The following is a 14456-nucleotide window of genomic DNA, read 5'->3' on the forward strand; positions in this document are numbered from 1 at the left end:
CACCGGCTTCTCCGGATAGACCGGCTTCACCGGCTTCGCCGGATACACAGGCTTCACCGGCTGCACCGGCTTCTCCGGATAGACCGGCTTCACCGGCTTCGCCGGATACACAGGCTTCACCGGCTGCACCGGCTTCTCCGGATAGACCGGCTTCACCGGATGGACAGGCTTCTCCGGATAGATCGGCTGCACCGGCTTCTCCGGGTAAACCGGCTTCACCGGATGGATCGGCTTCTCCGGATAGATCGGCTTCACCGGATGGATCGGCTTCTCTGGATAGATCGGCTTCTCCGGATACATGGGTTTGCCCGGAGACACCGGCTTCTCGGGATGAAGCGGGTACGCGGGCTTCTTCGTGTCCGGCGGTTGCGGGGTGGGGTGCTGCTGAGCATAAGCGGCACCCGGGCTCGCCAGCGCGGCAACGGCGAGCGCGGCGATGGTGGCAGCTGACGCCAGAACGGATCGCCGTCGCGGCGATGTCGTCATTCTCTCCACTCTCCTCGACTTGGGTCAGAGCTTGATGACGGCTAGTCAGTCCCGAGGGCTTGTCAATGAATGATCAGGAAATCGGAGCCGCATATAACGCTGCGGCGGTCAGAAGCCACCGGATGGGGTAGCGCACAGCACCCGGCAGTCGGCGCGTCGCCCCCGGCAGACCTGATAGTGGCTCAGTTCTCCTGCCGTTCCCGCGCCGTGCGGGCGGCTGCCCCTCCCCCGGCCTGGAAGCCGCGCCGACTCGGGCCCTGCAGCCCAGCGCGATCGCCTGGCACGGCGGGCTCGTCGAGATGCGCGATCCCCCATATGCCATCCGCTTTTCGCTATTCGCTCACCACGGTCTCGGCAGCCGGCCACAGCCCTGCTCGCCGCCCACCGCCACCTCTCCGGGCCCCGCCCCGGGGACGCTCTGGCGCAGGCGCCCGCCCGCTCCCCTCGAACTCGTTTCCTGCCCGCTTCTGGTCCGCGCGACCTACTGGACGGTATACAGACCGAGTCGAACGCGCGTGGGCCGCTCTCCGGTGCCGGCACCGTGCGATGAACCGGTCTCAGGGGGAGGATCCATGGCGAACGGCACACCTATGGCGAGCGGGGCGGGACGTCGGCGGAGAGCCGCCGTAGCAGCAGGGGCGGCACTGGGCGGTTGTGTTCTCGTCGCCGCTGCCACGGCACCGGCCTCCGCGCACCCCGCGGGGCACGGCCGCGGCATCGACTACGTCGCCCTCGGCGACTCCTACACCTCGGGCCCCGGCATCCCGCAGCAGGTGGACGCCAACTGCGCCCGCTCCGACCACAACTATCCCTCACTCGTGGCGGCCCAGCGGCACGTGAGCACGTTCACGGACGTCAGCTGTGCCGGGGCGACCACCGCCGAGATGTGGCAGGCGCAGGGCACCAACAAGCCTCAGCTCGACGCGCTGGACCGGGACACGGACCTGGTGACGCTCCAGATCGGCGGCAATGACGTCGGCTTCGGCCCGATCATCAGCACCTGCGCCCACCTGGCCGCCCAGGACCCGACGGGCAACCCCTGCGAACGCTCCTACAAGGCGTCGGGATACGACCAGCTGGCCCTCGCGATCGTCAAGGCCGCGCCGAAGGTCGACCGGGTGCTGCGGGCGGTGCACGCCCGGGCGCCGCACGCGCGCGTGGTCGTCGTCGGCTACCCGGACCTGCTGCCCGAGGACGGCATCGGCTGCTTCCCCCAAGTACCCTTCGCCCAGAAGGATTTCGCCTACCTCCGGGACACCGAGAAGCGGCTGAACCTGATGCTGCGCCTGGTCGCCGGGGTGAACCGGGCCGAGTACGCCGACACCTACGGCCCCACGGTCGGCCACGACATGTGCAAGGCACCCGCGGACCGCTGGATCGAGCCGCTCCAGCCGGCCGCACCCGCCGCCCCCGCACACCCCAACGCCAAGGGCGAGGAAGCCATGGCGCAGACGGTGCTGGAGACGCTGGAGCAGGGGCGCGGACGAGACTGAGCCCCCGCCGGGCGGCCTCGCGGCAGGGGAGGCCGCCCCGGGTCGGTCAGCCGCCCAGCGCGCCCAGGACCACGGCCTGGGCCTCCTCCTGTACCCGGGCGAGGTGGTCGGGCCCGAGGAAGGACTCGGCGTAGACCTTGTAGACGTCCTCGGTGCCCGACGGGCGGGCCGCGAACCAGGCGTTCTCCGTGGTGACCTTGATGCCGCCGATCGCGGCGCCGTTGCCGGGCGCCTCGGTCAGGACGCCCGTGACGGCCTCCCCGGCGAGCGTGTCGGCGGTGACCTGCGCCGGTGACAACTTGCCGAGCAGCGCCTTCTGTTCGCGGGTCGCGGGCGCGTCGATGCGGGCGTAGGCGGGTTCACCGAAGCGGGCGGTCAGGTCGGCGTAGTGCTCCGACGGCGTCCGGTCCGTGACGGCGGTGATCTCGGAAGCGAGGAGGGCCAGGATGATGCCGTCCTTGTCGGTGGTCCACACCGAGCCGTCGCGGCGCAGGAAGGAGGCGCCCGCGGACTCCTCGCCGCCGAACCCGAGGGTGCCGCCGACCAGTCCGTCCACGAACCACTTGAACCCGACCGGGACCTCGACCAGTTGACGGCCGAGGTCGGTCGCGACCCGGTCGATCATCGTGGAGGAGACCAGCGTCTTGCCGATGCCCGCGCCGGCGGGCCACTGGTCGCGGTGCCGGTAGAGGTAGGAGATGGCGACCGCGAGGTAGTGGTTGGGGTTCATCAGGCCCGCGTCCGGGGTGACGATGCCGTGCCGGTCGGCGTCGGCGTCGTTGCCGGTGGCGATTCGGAACCGGTCGCGCTGCTCGATGAGGGAGGCCATCGCGTAGGGCGAGGAGCAGTCCATGCGGATCTGGCCGTCCCAGTCCAGCGTCATGAACCGCCAGGTGGGGTCGGTGTGCGGGTTGACCACGGTGAGGTCGATGCCGTGCTGTTCGGCGATGCGTCCCCAGTAGGCGACGGAGGCACCGCCGAGCGGGTCGGCACCGATGCGCACGTCGGCCGCGCGGACGGCGTCCAGGTCCAGCACGCTCGGCAGGTCGCCGACGTAGGCGCCGAGGAAGTCGTACCTCTGTGTCGTCTCCGCGGCGAGCGCCTGCGCGTACGGCACCCGGCGTACGTCCTTCAGGCCGCCCGTGATGATCTCGTTCGCCCGGTCCTGGATCCAGGAGGTGGCGTCGGAGGCCGCCGGGCCGCCGCTCGGCGGGTTGTACTTGAAGCCGCCGTCGGCGGGCGGGTTGTGCGAGGGGGTGATGACCACACCGTCGGCGAGTCCGGTGGTGCGGTCCCGGTTGTAGGTCAGGATCGCGTGCGAGACGGCGGGGGTGGGCGTGTAGCCGTCGCCGCTGTCGATGAGCACGGTGACGCCGCCCGCGGCGAACACCTCCAGCGCGGTGACCCTCGCGGGCTCGGACAGGGCGTGGGTGTCGGCGCCGAGGAAGAGGGGGCCGTCGGTGCCCTGGGCCGCGCGGTACTCGCAGATGGCCTGGCTGGTGGCGGCGATGTGGTCCTCGTTGAAGGCGGTCGCCAGGGACGAACCCCGGTGCCCGGAGGTGCCGAACGCCACCCGCTGTGCCGGGTCGGCCGGGTCCGGGTGCAGTGCGTAGTACGCCGTGGCCAGCCGGGCCACATCGACAAGGTCCTCGGGACCGGCCGGCCGGCCGGCTCGCTCGTGCGGCATGAGTCCGTTCCTCCGCGTCGTCGGTTCGATCGCTCACCGCCCATCTTTCCTCGTCAGGGCCCTGACACGCGAGTGCACCCCGCCCTATGATCCAGTGCTCCGATCTCCACGCGGTGCCGCCGCCCGTGCGGGGCGCCTTCCACAGACAGGTCTTCCACCGTGACCGGATCCGCCGCCCAGGCTCCTTGGTTCCTCGCGCGTTGCGCGCAGTTCGCCGTGCCGGTGGCGGCCGGTGTCGAACTGGTCCGGGCGCTGAAGGTCCGTGCCCATCTGCTGCATCCGTCGGCCACGCCGGCCGCCGACTCCGGCCGGGTGTCGATGATGTTCGTGTATGTGATGACGGCGGCGGTCGTGCTGTTCCTCGTGTGGTTCGCCCGCTGCCGGCGCAACGCCGAGCTTCTCTCGCCCGGAGCGGTGCGCGGCTCGGCCGCGTGGGCCGTTCTCGCCTGGCTGCTGCCGGGAGTCAACCTCTGGGCTCCGCGCAGGCTGCTGCTCGACGTGCAGCGCGCGAGCGGCCCGGCCGGCGCGGACCCGGGCCGCGGGGATGTCCTGGTGAACGTGTGGTGGGCGGCCTGGTTCGGGCACAAGGCTCTGTCCCTGGCGGACATGAACCTGGGCGACGGCACCTCGCTGCCGCTGCTCGTGGCGGCGCAGGCCCTCGACCTCCTGGCCGCCACCCTGGCGGGCGTCCTGATCCAGCGCATCACGGCACGGCAGGCCGCCGGGCTGGGTTCGGGACTCCCGGCACCCCTGCCCGTCGACCTGCCGCACGCGTCGTAGCACCGGTGCGTCAGCCGATGTGGTAACTGTCCCCGTACACCTTCCAGTCGAGGGGGGTGTTCAGGTCGAGGTTGCCCTTGCGCAGGAAGACCCGCTGCTCGGTGTCGACACGGCTGGTGTCGCTGTGTGCCTCCTCCTGCTTCATGGCCCACACCCGGGCGTCGAGGAAGGCGTTGAGGTACGTCGTCTCGTCGCCGCCCTGCGCCGGCGGCTTGGCGCTGCGCAGGGCCCGCTTGCGGATGTTGCGGAAGCTTGTCGGGTCGTCGCCGTCGCCGTGCATGACGAGGGCGTCGTAGTAGCAGAACTGGCCGAGCGCCCGCAGGCCGTCCGCCTTGCCCTGGGCGACCGCGGGGTTGAAGTAGACGCGGTCGCGCTCGTCGTTCTGACACTGCTGGAACACCGTGTCCTGGGCGGCCTTGCGCCAGTCCTTGGGGAAGTTCGGGTCCAGGCCCTCGTGGGAGTCGGTGCCGTTGACCTTGCGCAGGGCGGGCAGGTACTTGGCGAGGACGTTGCCGGGCTTGCGGTCGGCGTAGAGCTGGACCAGGTCGAGCATGTCGCCGGTGCCGGAACAGAAGCCGATGATGCCGCCGGTGTAGCCGCGTCCGTCGGCGATGTCCTCGATGTACTTGTACTGGGCCTTCCAGTCGAGCGAGGAGTTCTCCGCGCTCGACACCAGTTCCATGGCGATCTCCTTCTTCGCCGGGTCGTCGAGGCCCGACGACGCCGCCGCCGGTGCGGCGGTCGCGCGCTGGGACGCGAGCAGGGCGCCGGAGGCAACGGTGGCGCCGAGCAGGGCGACGACGGTCCGGCGGGATATGGGTGTGGGGGCTGCGGTCTCGCGGTCTGGGTTCACCACAGGGCTCCAAGCGGGAGTGGGGGGTGGGTCGTTGGTCCGTGCCAGATACTGGTAGGAAAGTTTCCTATCAAATGCGGGCGGACTCGGTAACAGGCTCGCGAGAAGTTCGTAGGATCGAACGAGGACGCTGTCGGAGGAGCGTGCCTCAGGTGGGCCGCACGCCGTCCCGTTGCTGCTCGGAGTCGTACAACTGCCGTGACACCGTCATCAGTTCGCGCTGCTCCTCACGCGAACCGACCATCGGCATCGTCACCGGTGGCCGTGACCAGCGCGGCGGTCACCAGCGGGGTGGTGCCGCCGAACGCGGAGACGGCGACGTTGAAGCCGATGCCCATCGCCGCGTAGCGGACGGCGGTCGGGAACAGGGCGGGCAGCGTGGCCGCGCTCGGCGCGGCGAAACAGGCCAGCAGGGTGGCCAGGAGCAGTACACCGAGGATCGGCGGCCAGGTGCCGTGCGCCTTGATCAGCTGAAACGCGGGCACGGCCAGCACGATCATCGCGGCGGCGGCGACGCCGTAGACGGGCCGCCTGCCGACGCGGTCGCTGAGCCGGCCGAGGAAGGTGATCAGTACGACGATCCACAGCATGCCGACGAGCACCAGGAGGTCCGCGGAGCCGCTGGAGCGCTTCAGGGTCTCGGTCTGATAGGTCGGCAGATAGCCGGTGACCATGTAGTTGGTGACGTTGTACGGCAGCACCAGGCCCATGCAGACCAGCAGGGGCCTCCAGTGGCTGCGGACGATGTCCTTGAACTCGCTGCGCGCCGATTCCTGCGCCAGGGCCTTCTCGTGCTCGTCCAGCTGCTGCCGGAAGGCCGGGGACTCCTCCAGCCGGAGCCGCATGTACAGGCCGATCACACCGAGCGGCCCGGCGACCAGGAATGGGACGCGCCAGCCCCAGGACAGCATCTGGGAGTCCGTCAGGGCGAGATTGAGCACGGTGACCAGGGCCGAGCCGAGGGCGTAGCCGACGAAGGTGCCGAAGTCGAGCCAGCTGGAGAGGAATCCGCGCCTGCGGTCCGGCGAGTACTCGGCGACGAAGGTGGTGGCGCCGCCGTACTCCCCGCCAGTGGAGAAGCCCTGGACCATACGGGCCAGCAGGAGCAGCACGGGCGCGGCGATGCCGATCGTGCCGTAGCCGGGGACGACACCGATGGCGAAGGTGCCGACCGCCATCATGATCATGGTGGTGGCCAGCACCTTCTGCCGGCCGATCCGGTCGCCGAGCGGCCCGAACACCAGGCCGCCGAGCGGCCTGACGACGAAGGCCCGTCGCCCTTGCCGAAGGCCCTGCGGCCCTGGCGGAGCCGGTCGGTCAGCTCCTCGCGGACCTGGCGGGGCAGCCGATTCAGAAACGGAACCGCACAATCCCATCCGGGACGGCGGTTGGACTTGCGGGGCGCGCGGGCGCAGGGTGGACGAGCCCGTCCGCACACGGAGGGGCAACCCCTACCGCACCACCCGGAGAAAGACCCGATGACCCACGTCGCGGACCCCGCACGCTACGACGGCACCATGCGCTACCGGCGCACCGGCCGCTCGGGGCTGGACCTGCCCGTCCTGTCCCTGGGCTACTGGCACAACTTCGGCGACGACCGCCCCTTCGAGACCCAGCGCGAGATCGCCCTGCGCGCCTTCGACCTCGGCATCACCCACCACGACCTGGCCAATAACTACGGCCCGCCGTACGGCGCGGCCGAGCTGAACTTCGGCCGGCTGCTGCGGCGGGACCTCGCGCCGTACCGGGACGAGCTGGTGATCTCCACGAAGGCCGGCTGGGACATGTGGCCCGGCCCCTACGGGCAGGGCGGCGGCTCCCGGAAGTATGTGCTGGCCTCGCTGGACCAGTCGCTGCGCCGGATGGGCGTGGACTACGTGGACATCTTCTACTCCCACCGGCTGGACGCGACCACGCCGCTGGAGGAGACGATGGGAGCGCTCGACACCGCCGTACGCCAGGGCAAGGCGCTGTACGTCGGCATCTCCTCCTACGACGCCGAGCGCACCCGGCAGGCGGCGGCGATCCTGCGGGACCTGGGCACCCCGCTGCTGATCCACCAGCCGTCGTACAGCATGCTCAACCGCTGGATCGAGACCGACGGCCTGCTGGACGCGGCCCGGGAGGAGGGCTTCGGGGTCATCGGCTTCACGGCGCTGGCCCAGGGCCTGCTGACCGGTCGCTACCTGGACGGAGTGCCGAAGGACTCCCGGGCGGCGCGCGGCACGTCGCTCGACGCCTCCTGGCTGACGGACGACATGCTGCGACGGCTGCGCGCCCTGAACGAGATCGCGGCCCGGCGCGGTCAGACGCTGGCGCAGCTGGCGCTGGCCTGGGCGCTGCGCGACGAGCGGGTGACATCGCTCGTCATCGGCGCCTCCCGCACCGAGCAGCTGGAGCAGAACGTCGCCGCACTGGAGAACCTCGCCTTCACGGCGGAGGAGCTGGCCGAGATCGACAAGTACGCGACCGACGGCGGTGTGGACCTGTGGCGCGAGGCCCGGCTGGGCCGGCTCGGGTGACCGGCGCGATGCCGCTCGGGCAAGAAAATGGCACTCAGTGACATCCACTACTGACATCAGGGGATAAATCCGACATAATGGAGGTCGTACGGACAGCGTTGTCATGGCGCGACTGCGCCTTCACGTTCTCCCGCGACTTCCAAGGAGCCGCTCCCCCTATGGCACACGGAGCCCATCGCAGCCCCCTCCTGCCTCCCCGCCCCGACCTGGGCCTCGCCCGTGACTGCGAGGTGTGCCTCGGCTGGGGCACCGTCGTCACCCGCGACGGGGACCACGAGCTGTGCCACATGTGCCAGGCCGCTTTCGACGACGAGGACACGTTCCACTCCGAGTCGTAGGCGCAGCCCCGCGGGCCCGGCCCGCTGATCCCGGCGACGTACCGTTGATGCATGGCCGCCCCTCCGCTACCGGGTCCGCTGGCGCATCTGGCGCCGCTGCTCGGCCACTACGGCTACTGGGCCGTGGGGGCCGTGGTCCTGGTGGAGGACTTCGGTGTGCCCGCACCCGGCGAGACGATCCTGCTGGCCGCCGGGGTGTACGCGGGCGCGGGGCGGCTGAACGTCGTCGCCGTGGCAGCCATCGCGTTCGCCGCGGCGGTCATCGGGGACAACATCGGCTATCTGATCGGCCGGACCGGCGGGCGGGCCTTCGTGCACCGGTGGGGGCGGTACGTCTTCCTGACACCGAAGCGGTTCGAGGCCGCCGAGGCCTTCTTCGGCCGGCACGGCGGCAAGATCGTGACCGTGGCCCGGTTCATCGAGGGCCTGCGCCAGGCCAACGGCATCATCGCCGGCACCACGGGCATGCACTGGCGCCGCTTCCTCGCCTTCAACGTACTCGGCGCCGCCCTGTGGGTCGGCCTGTGGACGGCCCTGGCCTACCAGGTGGGCAGCCACATCACGACCGTCTACGACGAGGTCTCGCGCTACCAGCTGTACGTTCTCATCGCCGTCGCCGCTCTGATCGCCACGTTCGCCGCATGGCACGTCGTACGACGGCGACGCGAGCGCTGACCCCGTTCAGGCGGGCAGCTCATCCGGCACGCGGCGGCTGCCCAACACCCGTATCGGACACCGGCGTTGCCGCCCTCCGGTCCGGCCCCGCCTGCCCGGTGTCGTTCTCGGCACGCTCGTGGCTGCCGCGCAGGGCGGAGGCGAGCGCGGAGACCAGGGCCATGGCGGCGGCGACACCGAAGACGACGGTCAGGCCGTGGTGGAAGGGTCCGGAGACGAGCCCCGGGAAGAAGGTGTGCCCGGTGAGAGTGGCGCGCTGGGCGGCCGTCAGGTGGTCCAAAGTGCCGCCGCCACCGAGCAGATGGCCGATCGGGTTGTCGCCCAGGAACGTGGCGAACAGGGTGCTCACCGGCGGCAGCGAGGCCACCTCGTGTGCGGTCCCGGCGGGCACGCCGTGCGCCTGGAGTCCGCTGCCGAGCGTCTTCGGCAGGGAATCCGCGAGGCCGGAGACCATCAGCGAGAAGAAGACACCGATGGACAGGGCCGTGCCCGAGTTCTGGAAGGTGGAGCGCATCCCGGAGGCCACGCCCCGGTAGCGGGCGGGCACGCTGCCCATGATCGATGAGGTGTTGGGCGAGGAGAACATGCCCTGGCCAAGGCCGTTGAGCAGCAGCAGCGCGGCGAAGAGGCCGTAGCCGAAGTTCACCGGCAGGGCCAGCAGGCCGAGGAAGGAGCCGGCCACGACGATCAGCCCGGCCGTGGAGAACAGGCGGGCGCCGAACCGGTCGGACAGGTAGCCGGAGACGGGGCCCGCGACGAGGAAGCCGAGGGTGAGCGGCAGCATGAAGATGCCGGCCCACAGCGGGGTGTCCTCGAAGTCGTAGCCGTGCAGCGGCAGCCAGATGCCCTGCAGCCAGATGATCAGCATGAACTGGAGTCCGCCGCGGGCGATCGCGGTCAGCAGGGCGGCCAGGTTCCCGGCGGCGAACGCCCGCACCTTGAACAGCGACAGCCGGAACATGGGCTCGGGGACCCGCATCTCGACGCGAGCGAACACCAGCAGCAGGAACACGCCGCCGATCAGTCCTGTGAGCACCCACGGGTTGGTCCAGCCGGTGGGGTGGCCGCCGTAAGGCTGGATGCCGTACGTGATGCCCGCGAGCAGGATGCCGGCGCCGAGGGCGAAGGTGAGGTTGCCGAGCCAGTCGACACGGCCGCGTCCGCCGGCCGCGGTCTCGCGCAGGCTCAGATACGACCAGACGGTGCCGGTGACGCTGACCGGGACGCTCACCCAGAACACCGCCCGCCAGTCGACCGCGGCCAGCAGACCACCGGCGAGCAGGCCGAGGAACTGCCCGGCGAGCGCGGTGATCTGGTTGATGCCGAGGGCCATGCCGCGCTGCCGGGCCGGGAAGGCGTCGGTGAGGATGGCGGCCGAGTTGGCGGTGAGCATGGAGCCGCCGAAGGCCTGCACGATGCGCCACAGGATCAGCCACAGCGCGCCCGCGCCCGCCCGGAACGGGTCGAGGGACAGGGCGACGGAGGCGCATGCGAAGACCAGGAAGCCCAGGTTGTAGATGCGGACCCGGCCGAACATGTCGCCGAGCCGGCCGAGGACGACCACCAGGACCGCCGAGACCAGCAGATAGCCGAGGATCATCCACAGCAGGTAGCCGATGTTGCCGGCGGCGAGCGGGTCGAGGCCGATCCCGCGGAAGATCGCCGGCAGCGAGATGATCACGATGGAGGCGTCCATCGTGGCGATCAGTACGCCGAGCGTGGTGTTGGACAGGGCGACCCACTTGTAGCCGGGGCCCGGGGGCATGTCCCGCTGCCGGGCGGAGCGGGCGAGCAACCGGGCACGCAGACCCGCGGCGGGTGCCTGGCCGTTCGGGTCCGCTGCGCCGGTCATATCCGCTCCGCCAGCCGGTCGAGCAGGGGCAGGGCGTCGCTCAGGGCCTGCCGCTCCTGGGGGGTGAACTCGTCCAGGGCGTGGACGAGACGGGCCACGGACTCGGAGCGGCGCTGCTCCAGCACGGTCCGTCCCTCGTCGGTGATGGAGACGATGGCCCGGCGGCCGTCGGCCGTGTCGGGGGTACGGCTCACCAGCCGGCGTTGTTCGAGTCCGGCGAGCGTTCCGGCCATCGCCTGCGGCCGGACCCGTTCGAGTTCGGCCAGCGAGCCGGGCGAGTCCGGCCCGGTACGGGCCAGCCGGGCCAGTACCGAGACCCCGGACAGCGTGACGTCCCCGACCCCGTGCGCCTGGCGCAGTCGGCGGACGATCCGGCCCATGGCCAGCCGCAGCTCGGCGGCGAGTGCAACCGTGTCCATGGTTATTAACGATAGGTTTATCAGTCTGGACTGTTCAACCAAGAGTAAGCAATCACGAGCAATCGGAGGATTCGGCAGGGCCGTCCCCTTGATCGTCGGTCCAGCGGGTAGCCGGGAAGGGCGGGGCGATCCCGCGTGTACCGGAAAGGACCCTGCACCCGGAGGAAATGGGCGACGACGTATGGACTTCCCGCTCAGGGCGCATGCGACCACGCAGGCCCGGCCCGAGCCCGCGCGCTGCGGGCGCGCCTGGGACGCCGGCGCTGTCGGCATCGGCGACGCCAGGGACGCCGTCGCCGCCCTGCTCTCCCGGGTACGGCCCGCGCCCGCACGGCGCGCGGTGCAGGATGCCCAGATCGTCGTCAGCGAACTCGTCACCAACGCGGCCCGGCACGCCCCCGGCCCGTGTGCCCTGCACCTGTCGCTGCTGCCCGATGCCACCGCGCTGCGCATCACGGTGACGGACACCTCCACCGCCCTGCCCCACCGGCGCCCTCCCGATCCCCGCCGCATCGGCGGGCACGGGCTGCATCTCGTGGCGGTGCTCTCCCGGGGGCTCGAGGTGACCCGGCTGCCCCACGGCAAGCGGGTCACGGCCACCGTGCCGCTCACCGCCGAGGAGGTGTGAACGGCCCCTCCCCGGGGCGGGTCACGCCCGGGCGAGGCGGTCCAGGAACCGGCCGACCAGGTCCAGGCCGGTGCGCAGGACCCGGGTGTCGTCGGCGAAGCCGATCCGCACGGTGTGCTCGATGCCGAACGCGGCGCCGGGGGTGACCATCACGCCGGTCTCCGCCAGCAGGCGGGTGCAGAACCCGTAGGAGCCGATGGGGGCGTGGTAGCGCAGCAGTGCGGTGGCGCCCGAGGCGGGCCTGACGTAGCCGACGTCGTCGCGGCCGCCGACCCATGCGACGGAACGCAGCTGCTGGCGCCCGGGCAGAGTGCCGTGATCGGCAGCGACCAGCAGTACGCCTACCGCAACGACGACGCCGAACCCGTCGTGTTCATGCGGGTCGTCACCGGCGCCTGACGGGCTCCCGGAACACCGGGCGCCGTTTCGGACGGGCGGACGCAGGGCACCCGTGCCACGCTCGAGGGAGAGCACCGAGAGTGAGGGCCCCGGTACGGGTGCGGGCAGTGATGCTGCCCGCAGTGCTGTTCCTGGTCGCCACCCGGCGGGCCAGCGAGGAGGTACGGCGATGAGGGACGGCGGCGAGGCCCGCGCCCATCTGTGGTACGGCCCGGAGCCGGACGTGACCGGTGCCTCCGGCTACCCGGACGCCCCGCCGAGGCTGGGCTTCTTCACCGACACCTCGGTGTGCATCGGCTGCAAGGCCTGCGAGGTGGCGTGCAAGGAGTGGAACGCCGTCCCGGAGGACGGCCTCGAACTGACCGGCATGTCGTACGACAACACCAAGAGCCTGGGCGCCGACACCTGGCGGCACGTGGCCTTCATCGAGCAGCGCAAGCCGTTCGGCGGGCAGGAGCCCGGGGTCGCGCACGACGACGTCGACGTCTTCGCCGCCGCCGCGCGACTCGGCACCGATGCCTCCTCCCCCGGCCCGGGTGCGACCGCTCCCCCGCCCGGGCAGGCACCCGGAGGCGCTCCCGCCGGGCAGATCGCCCCCATCTCCCCGGACGGCCGCACCGAGTTGCGCTGGCTGATGGCCTCCGACGTGTGCAAGCACTGCACGCACGCCGCCTGCCTGGACGTGTGCCCGACCGGCGCGCTGTTCCGCACCGAGTTCGGCACCGTCGTCGTCCAGCCGGACGTCTGCAACGGCTGCGGCTACTGCGTGCCCGCCTGCCCGTACGGCGTCATCGACCAGCGCAAGGACGACGGCCGGGTGTGGAAGTGCACTCTGTGCTACGACCGCCTCGGCGTCGGCATGGAGCCCGCCTGCGCCAAGTCCTGCCCTACGGACTCCATCCAGTTCGGCCCCCTGGAGGAACTGCGGGAGCGGGCGCGGGCCCGGGTGGCGCAGCTGCACGCGGCCGGCGTGACCGACGCGCGGCTGTACGGCGAGAGCCCGGACGACGGGGTCGGCGGCAACGGGGCGTTCTTCCTGCTGCTGGACGAGCCGGAGGTGTACGGCCTGCCCCCGGACCCGGTGGTCACCACCCGCGACCTGCCCGCCATGTGGCGGCACGCGGCGCTGGCCGCCGCCTCGCTGGCCGCCCTCGCCCTCGGCAGCTTCGCGAGGAGGTCCCGATGAGCGAATCCGACGTCACCCGGGACGGCGTCCAGGGGGTACGGCCAGGCCGGGAGGCGCCGACGGGCTCTGGTGGCGGCCGCCGCCGGGGCCGGCGCGGGCGGGGCGAGGAGCCGATGGTTCCGGACGCCGCGTTCTCGTCGTACTACGGCAAACCCGTGCTGAAGAAGCCGACATGGAAGCCCCTGGACATCGCCGGGTACCTGTTCCTCGGCGGGCTGGCCGGGGCGTCCTCGCTGCTGGCGGCCGGCGGGCAGCTCACCGGGCGGCCGGGGCTCGCGGCACCGGCGAAACTCGGGGCGGCCGGGGCCATCTCCCTCTCGCTGGCCGCGCTGGTGCACGATCTGGGCCGCCCGGCCCGGTTCCTCAACATGCTCCGGGTCCTGAAGCCCACCTCCCCGATGAGCGTGGGTTCCTGGCTGCTCGTGGGGTACGCGCCGGCGGCGCTCACCGCCGCGGCCACCGAGGCGGCGGGCCGCTACCGGCTGCTGGGCTCGGCCGCCACCGCGGCCTCCGCCGTCCTGGGCCCGGCGGTGGCGACGTACACCGCGGTACTGCTCTCGGACACGGCGGTGCCCACCTGGCACGAGGGCCACCGGGAGCTGCCCTTCGTGTTCGCCGGATCGGCGGCCACCGCGGCCTCCGGGCTGGCTCTGGCCGCGGCACCGATCGCCCAGGGGGGTCCCGCCCGCCGAATGGCCGTCCTCGGAGCCGCCCTGGAACTGGGCGCGTTCCGGACGATGAAGCGGCGCATGGGCCTCGCGGCCGAGCCGTTCGAGCGGGGCAGGCCCCACCTGTTGCTGCGGGCCGCGGAGGCACTCACCGCGGGCGGAGCGGCCCTTGCCCTCGTCTCCGGGCGACTGCGCGACCGCCGTCTGGCCGTGGCCGCCGGTACCGCGCTGCTCACCGGCTCGATGGCCCTGCGCTTCGGCGTGTTCCACGCCGGGGTGGCGTCGGCCGAGGACCCGAGGTACACGGTCGTACCCCAGCGGGAACGGCTGGCGGCACGCGGCCGTTGAGGACAGGGCCGAGGCGCCGATCCGGGCCCCGGGTCCGGCAGGGCGGTCACGTCCGGCCGGGGCACTGCGCGCCTCACCGCGGAGCGGGATGCCGTGGCCGCGGGCATGCTGGGAAAGAGGGG

The 14456-nt window shown here is 71.7% G+C and carries 13 protein-coding genes and 2 pseudogenes; 8 read left to right on the forward strand and 7 right to left on the reverse strand.

Annotated features, from left to right (window positions below; translation table 11 throughout):
- Positions 1-486: pseudogene (locus ACWC0C_RS33175) on the reverse strand (hypothetical protein); the annotation flags it as partial.
- 572 nt (positions 487-1058) lie between these two features.
- Between ACWC0C_RS33175 and ACWC0C_RS33180 the strand changes: the two are divergent.
- On the forward strand, positions 1059-1979 hold the full coding sequence (locus ACWC0C_RS33180) for an SGNH/GDSL hydrolase family protein (RefSeq protein ID WP_450867807.1): 921 nt from the start codon (positions 1059-1061) through the stop codon (positions 1977-1979).
- Between the two features lie 46 nt (positions 1980-2025).
- Here the strand turns inward: ACWC0C_RS33180 and pgm are convergent, their stop codons facing one another.
- Positions 2026-3666 (reverse strand): phosphoglucomutase (alpha-D-glucose-1,6-bisphosphate-dependent), encoded by a 1641-nt coding sequence (gene pgm / locus ACWC0C_RS33185; protein WP_450867808.1) that lies wholly within the window; start codon positions 3664-3666, stop codon positions 2026-2028.
- Positions 3667-3825: 159 nt separating this feature from the next.
- On the opposite strand from pgm, the gene ACWC0C_RS33190 reads away from it, so the two are divergent.
- Complete coding sequence (locus ACWC0C_RS33190) at positions 3826-4446, forward strand: DUF4328 domain-containing protein (RefSeq protein WP_450867810.1); 621 nt, start codon at positions 3826-3828, stop codon at positions 4444-4446.
- A gap of 10 nt (positions 4447-4456) precedes the next feature.
- On the opposite strand, the gene ACWC0C_RS33195 is transcribed toward ACWC0C_RS33190, so the two are convergent.
- Together ACWC0C_RS33195 and ACWC0C_RS33200 are read right to left on the reverse strand one after the other, a co-directional pair.
- Positions 4457-5302 (reverse strand): chitosanase, encoded by an 846-nt coding sequence (locus ACWC0C_RS33195; protein ID WP_449201552.1) that lies wholly within the window; start codon positions 5300-5302, stop codon positions 4457-4459.
- Positions 5303-5447: 145 nt separating this feature from the next.
- Positions 5448-6570, reverse strand: a pseudogene (locus ACWC0C_RS33200) (MFS transporter); the annotation flags it as partial.
- Positions 6571-6777: 207 nt separating this feature from the next.
- Here ACWC0C_RS33200 and mgrA point away from each other — a divergent pair.
- From mgrA to ACWC0C_RS33215, 3 genes are all read left to right on the forward strand, one after another.
- Positions 6778-7821 (forward strand): L-glyceraldehyde 3-phosphate reductase, encoded by a 1044-nt coding sequence (gene mgrA, locus ACWC0C_RS33205; protein ID WP_450867812.1) that lies wholly within the window; start codon positions 6778-6780, stop codon positions 7819-7821.
- A gap of 158 nt (positions 7822-7979) precedes the next feature.
- Positions 7980-8159 (forward strand): hypothetical protein, encoded by a 180-nt coding sequence (locus ACWC0C_RS33210; protein WP_449201550.1) that lies wholly within the window; start codon positions 7980-7982, stop codon positions 8157-8159.
- Positions 8160-8210: 51 nt separating this feature from the next.
- Positions 8211-8834: a DedA family protein gene (locus ACWC0C_RS33215; RefSeq protein ID WP_450867814.1), complete on the forward strand. Its 624-nt coding sequence runs from the start codon at positions 8211-8213 to the stop codon at positions 8832-8834.
- A gap of 19 nt (positions 8835-8853) precedes the next feature.
- Here the strand turns inward: ACWC0C_RS33215 and ACWC0C_RS33220 are convergent, their stop codons facing one another.
- Positions 8854-10599, reverse strand: a complete 1746-nt coding sequence (locus tag ACWC0C_RS33220; protein ID WP_450867896.1) for an MFS transporter — start codon at positions 10597-10599, stop codon at positions 8854-8856.
- A gap of 83 nt (positions 10600-10682) precedes the next feature.
- Positions 10683-11105, reverse strand: coding sequence for a MarR family winged helix-turn-helix transcriptional regulator (locus tag ACWC0C_RS33225; protein ID WP_450867816.1), 423 nt, complete (start codon positions 11103-11105; stop codon positions 10683-10685).
- Between the two features lie 181 nt (positions 11106-11286).
- Between ACWC0C_RS33225 and ACWC0C_RS33230 the strand changes: the two genes are divergently transcribed.
- Complete coding sequence (locus ACWC0C_RS33230) at positions 11287-11733, forward strand: ATP-binding protein (RefSeq protein ID WP_450867817.1); 447 nt, start codon at positions 11287-11289, stop codon at positions 11731-11733.
- A gap of 21 nt (positions 11734-11754) precedes the next feature.
- On the opposite strand, the gene ACWC0C_RS33235 is transcribed toward ACWC0C_RS33230, so the two are convergent.
- Positions 11755-12207: a hypothetical protein gene (locus tag ACWC0C_RS33235; protein WP_450867818.1), complete on the reverse strand. Its 453-nt coding sequence runs from the start codon at positions 12205-12207 to the stop codon at positions 11755-11757.
- Positions 12208-12301: 94 nt separating this feature from the next.
- On the opposite strand from ACWC0C_RS33235, the gene ACWC0C_RS33240 reads away from it, so the two are divergent.
- Together ACWC0C_RS33240 and nrfD are read left to right on the forward strand one after the other, a co-directional pair.
- Positions 12302-13318, forward strand: a complete 1017-nt coding sequence (locus ACWC0C_RS33240) for a 4Fe-4S dicluster domain-containing protein (protein WP_450867819.1) — start codon at positions 12302-12304, stop codon at positions 13316-13318.
- A complete protein-coding gene (nrfD, locus tag ACWC0C_RS33245; protein ID WP_450867821.1) occupies positions 13315-14334 on the forward strand; it encodes an NrfD/PsrC family molybdoenzyme membrane anchor subunit in 1020 nt (339 codons plus the stop codon). The genes ACWC0C_RS33240 and nrfD overlap by 4 nt, the downstream gene beginning before the upstream one ends.
- Positions 14335-14456: the final 122 nt, after the last annotated feature.

The organism is Streptomyces sp. NPDC001709 (assembly GCF_053596375.1).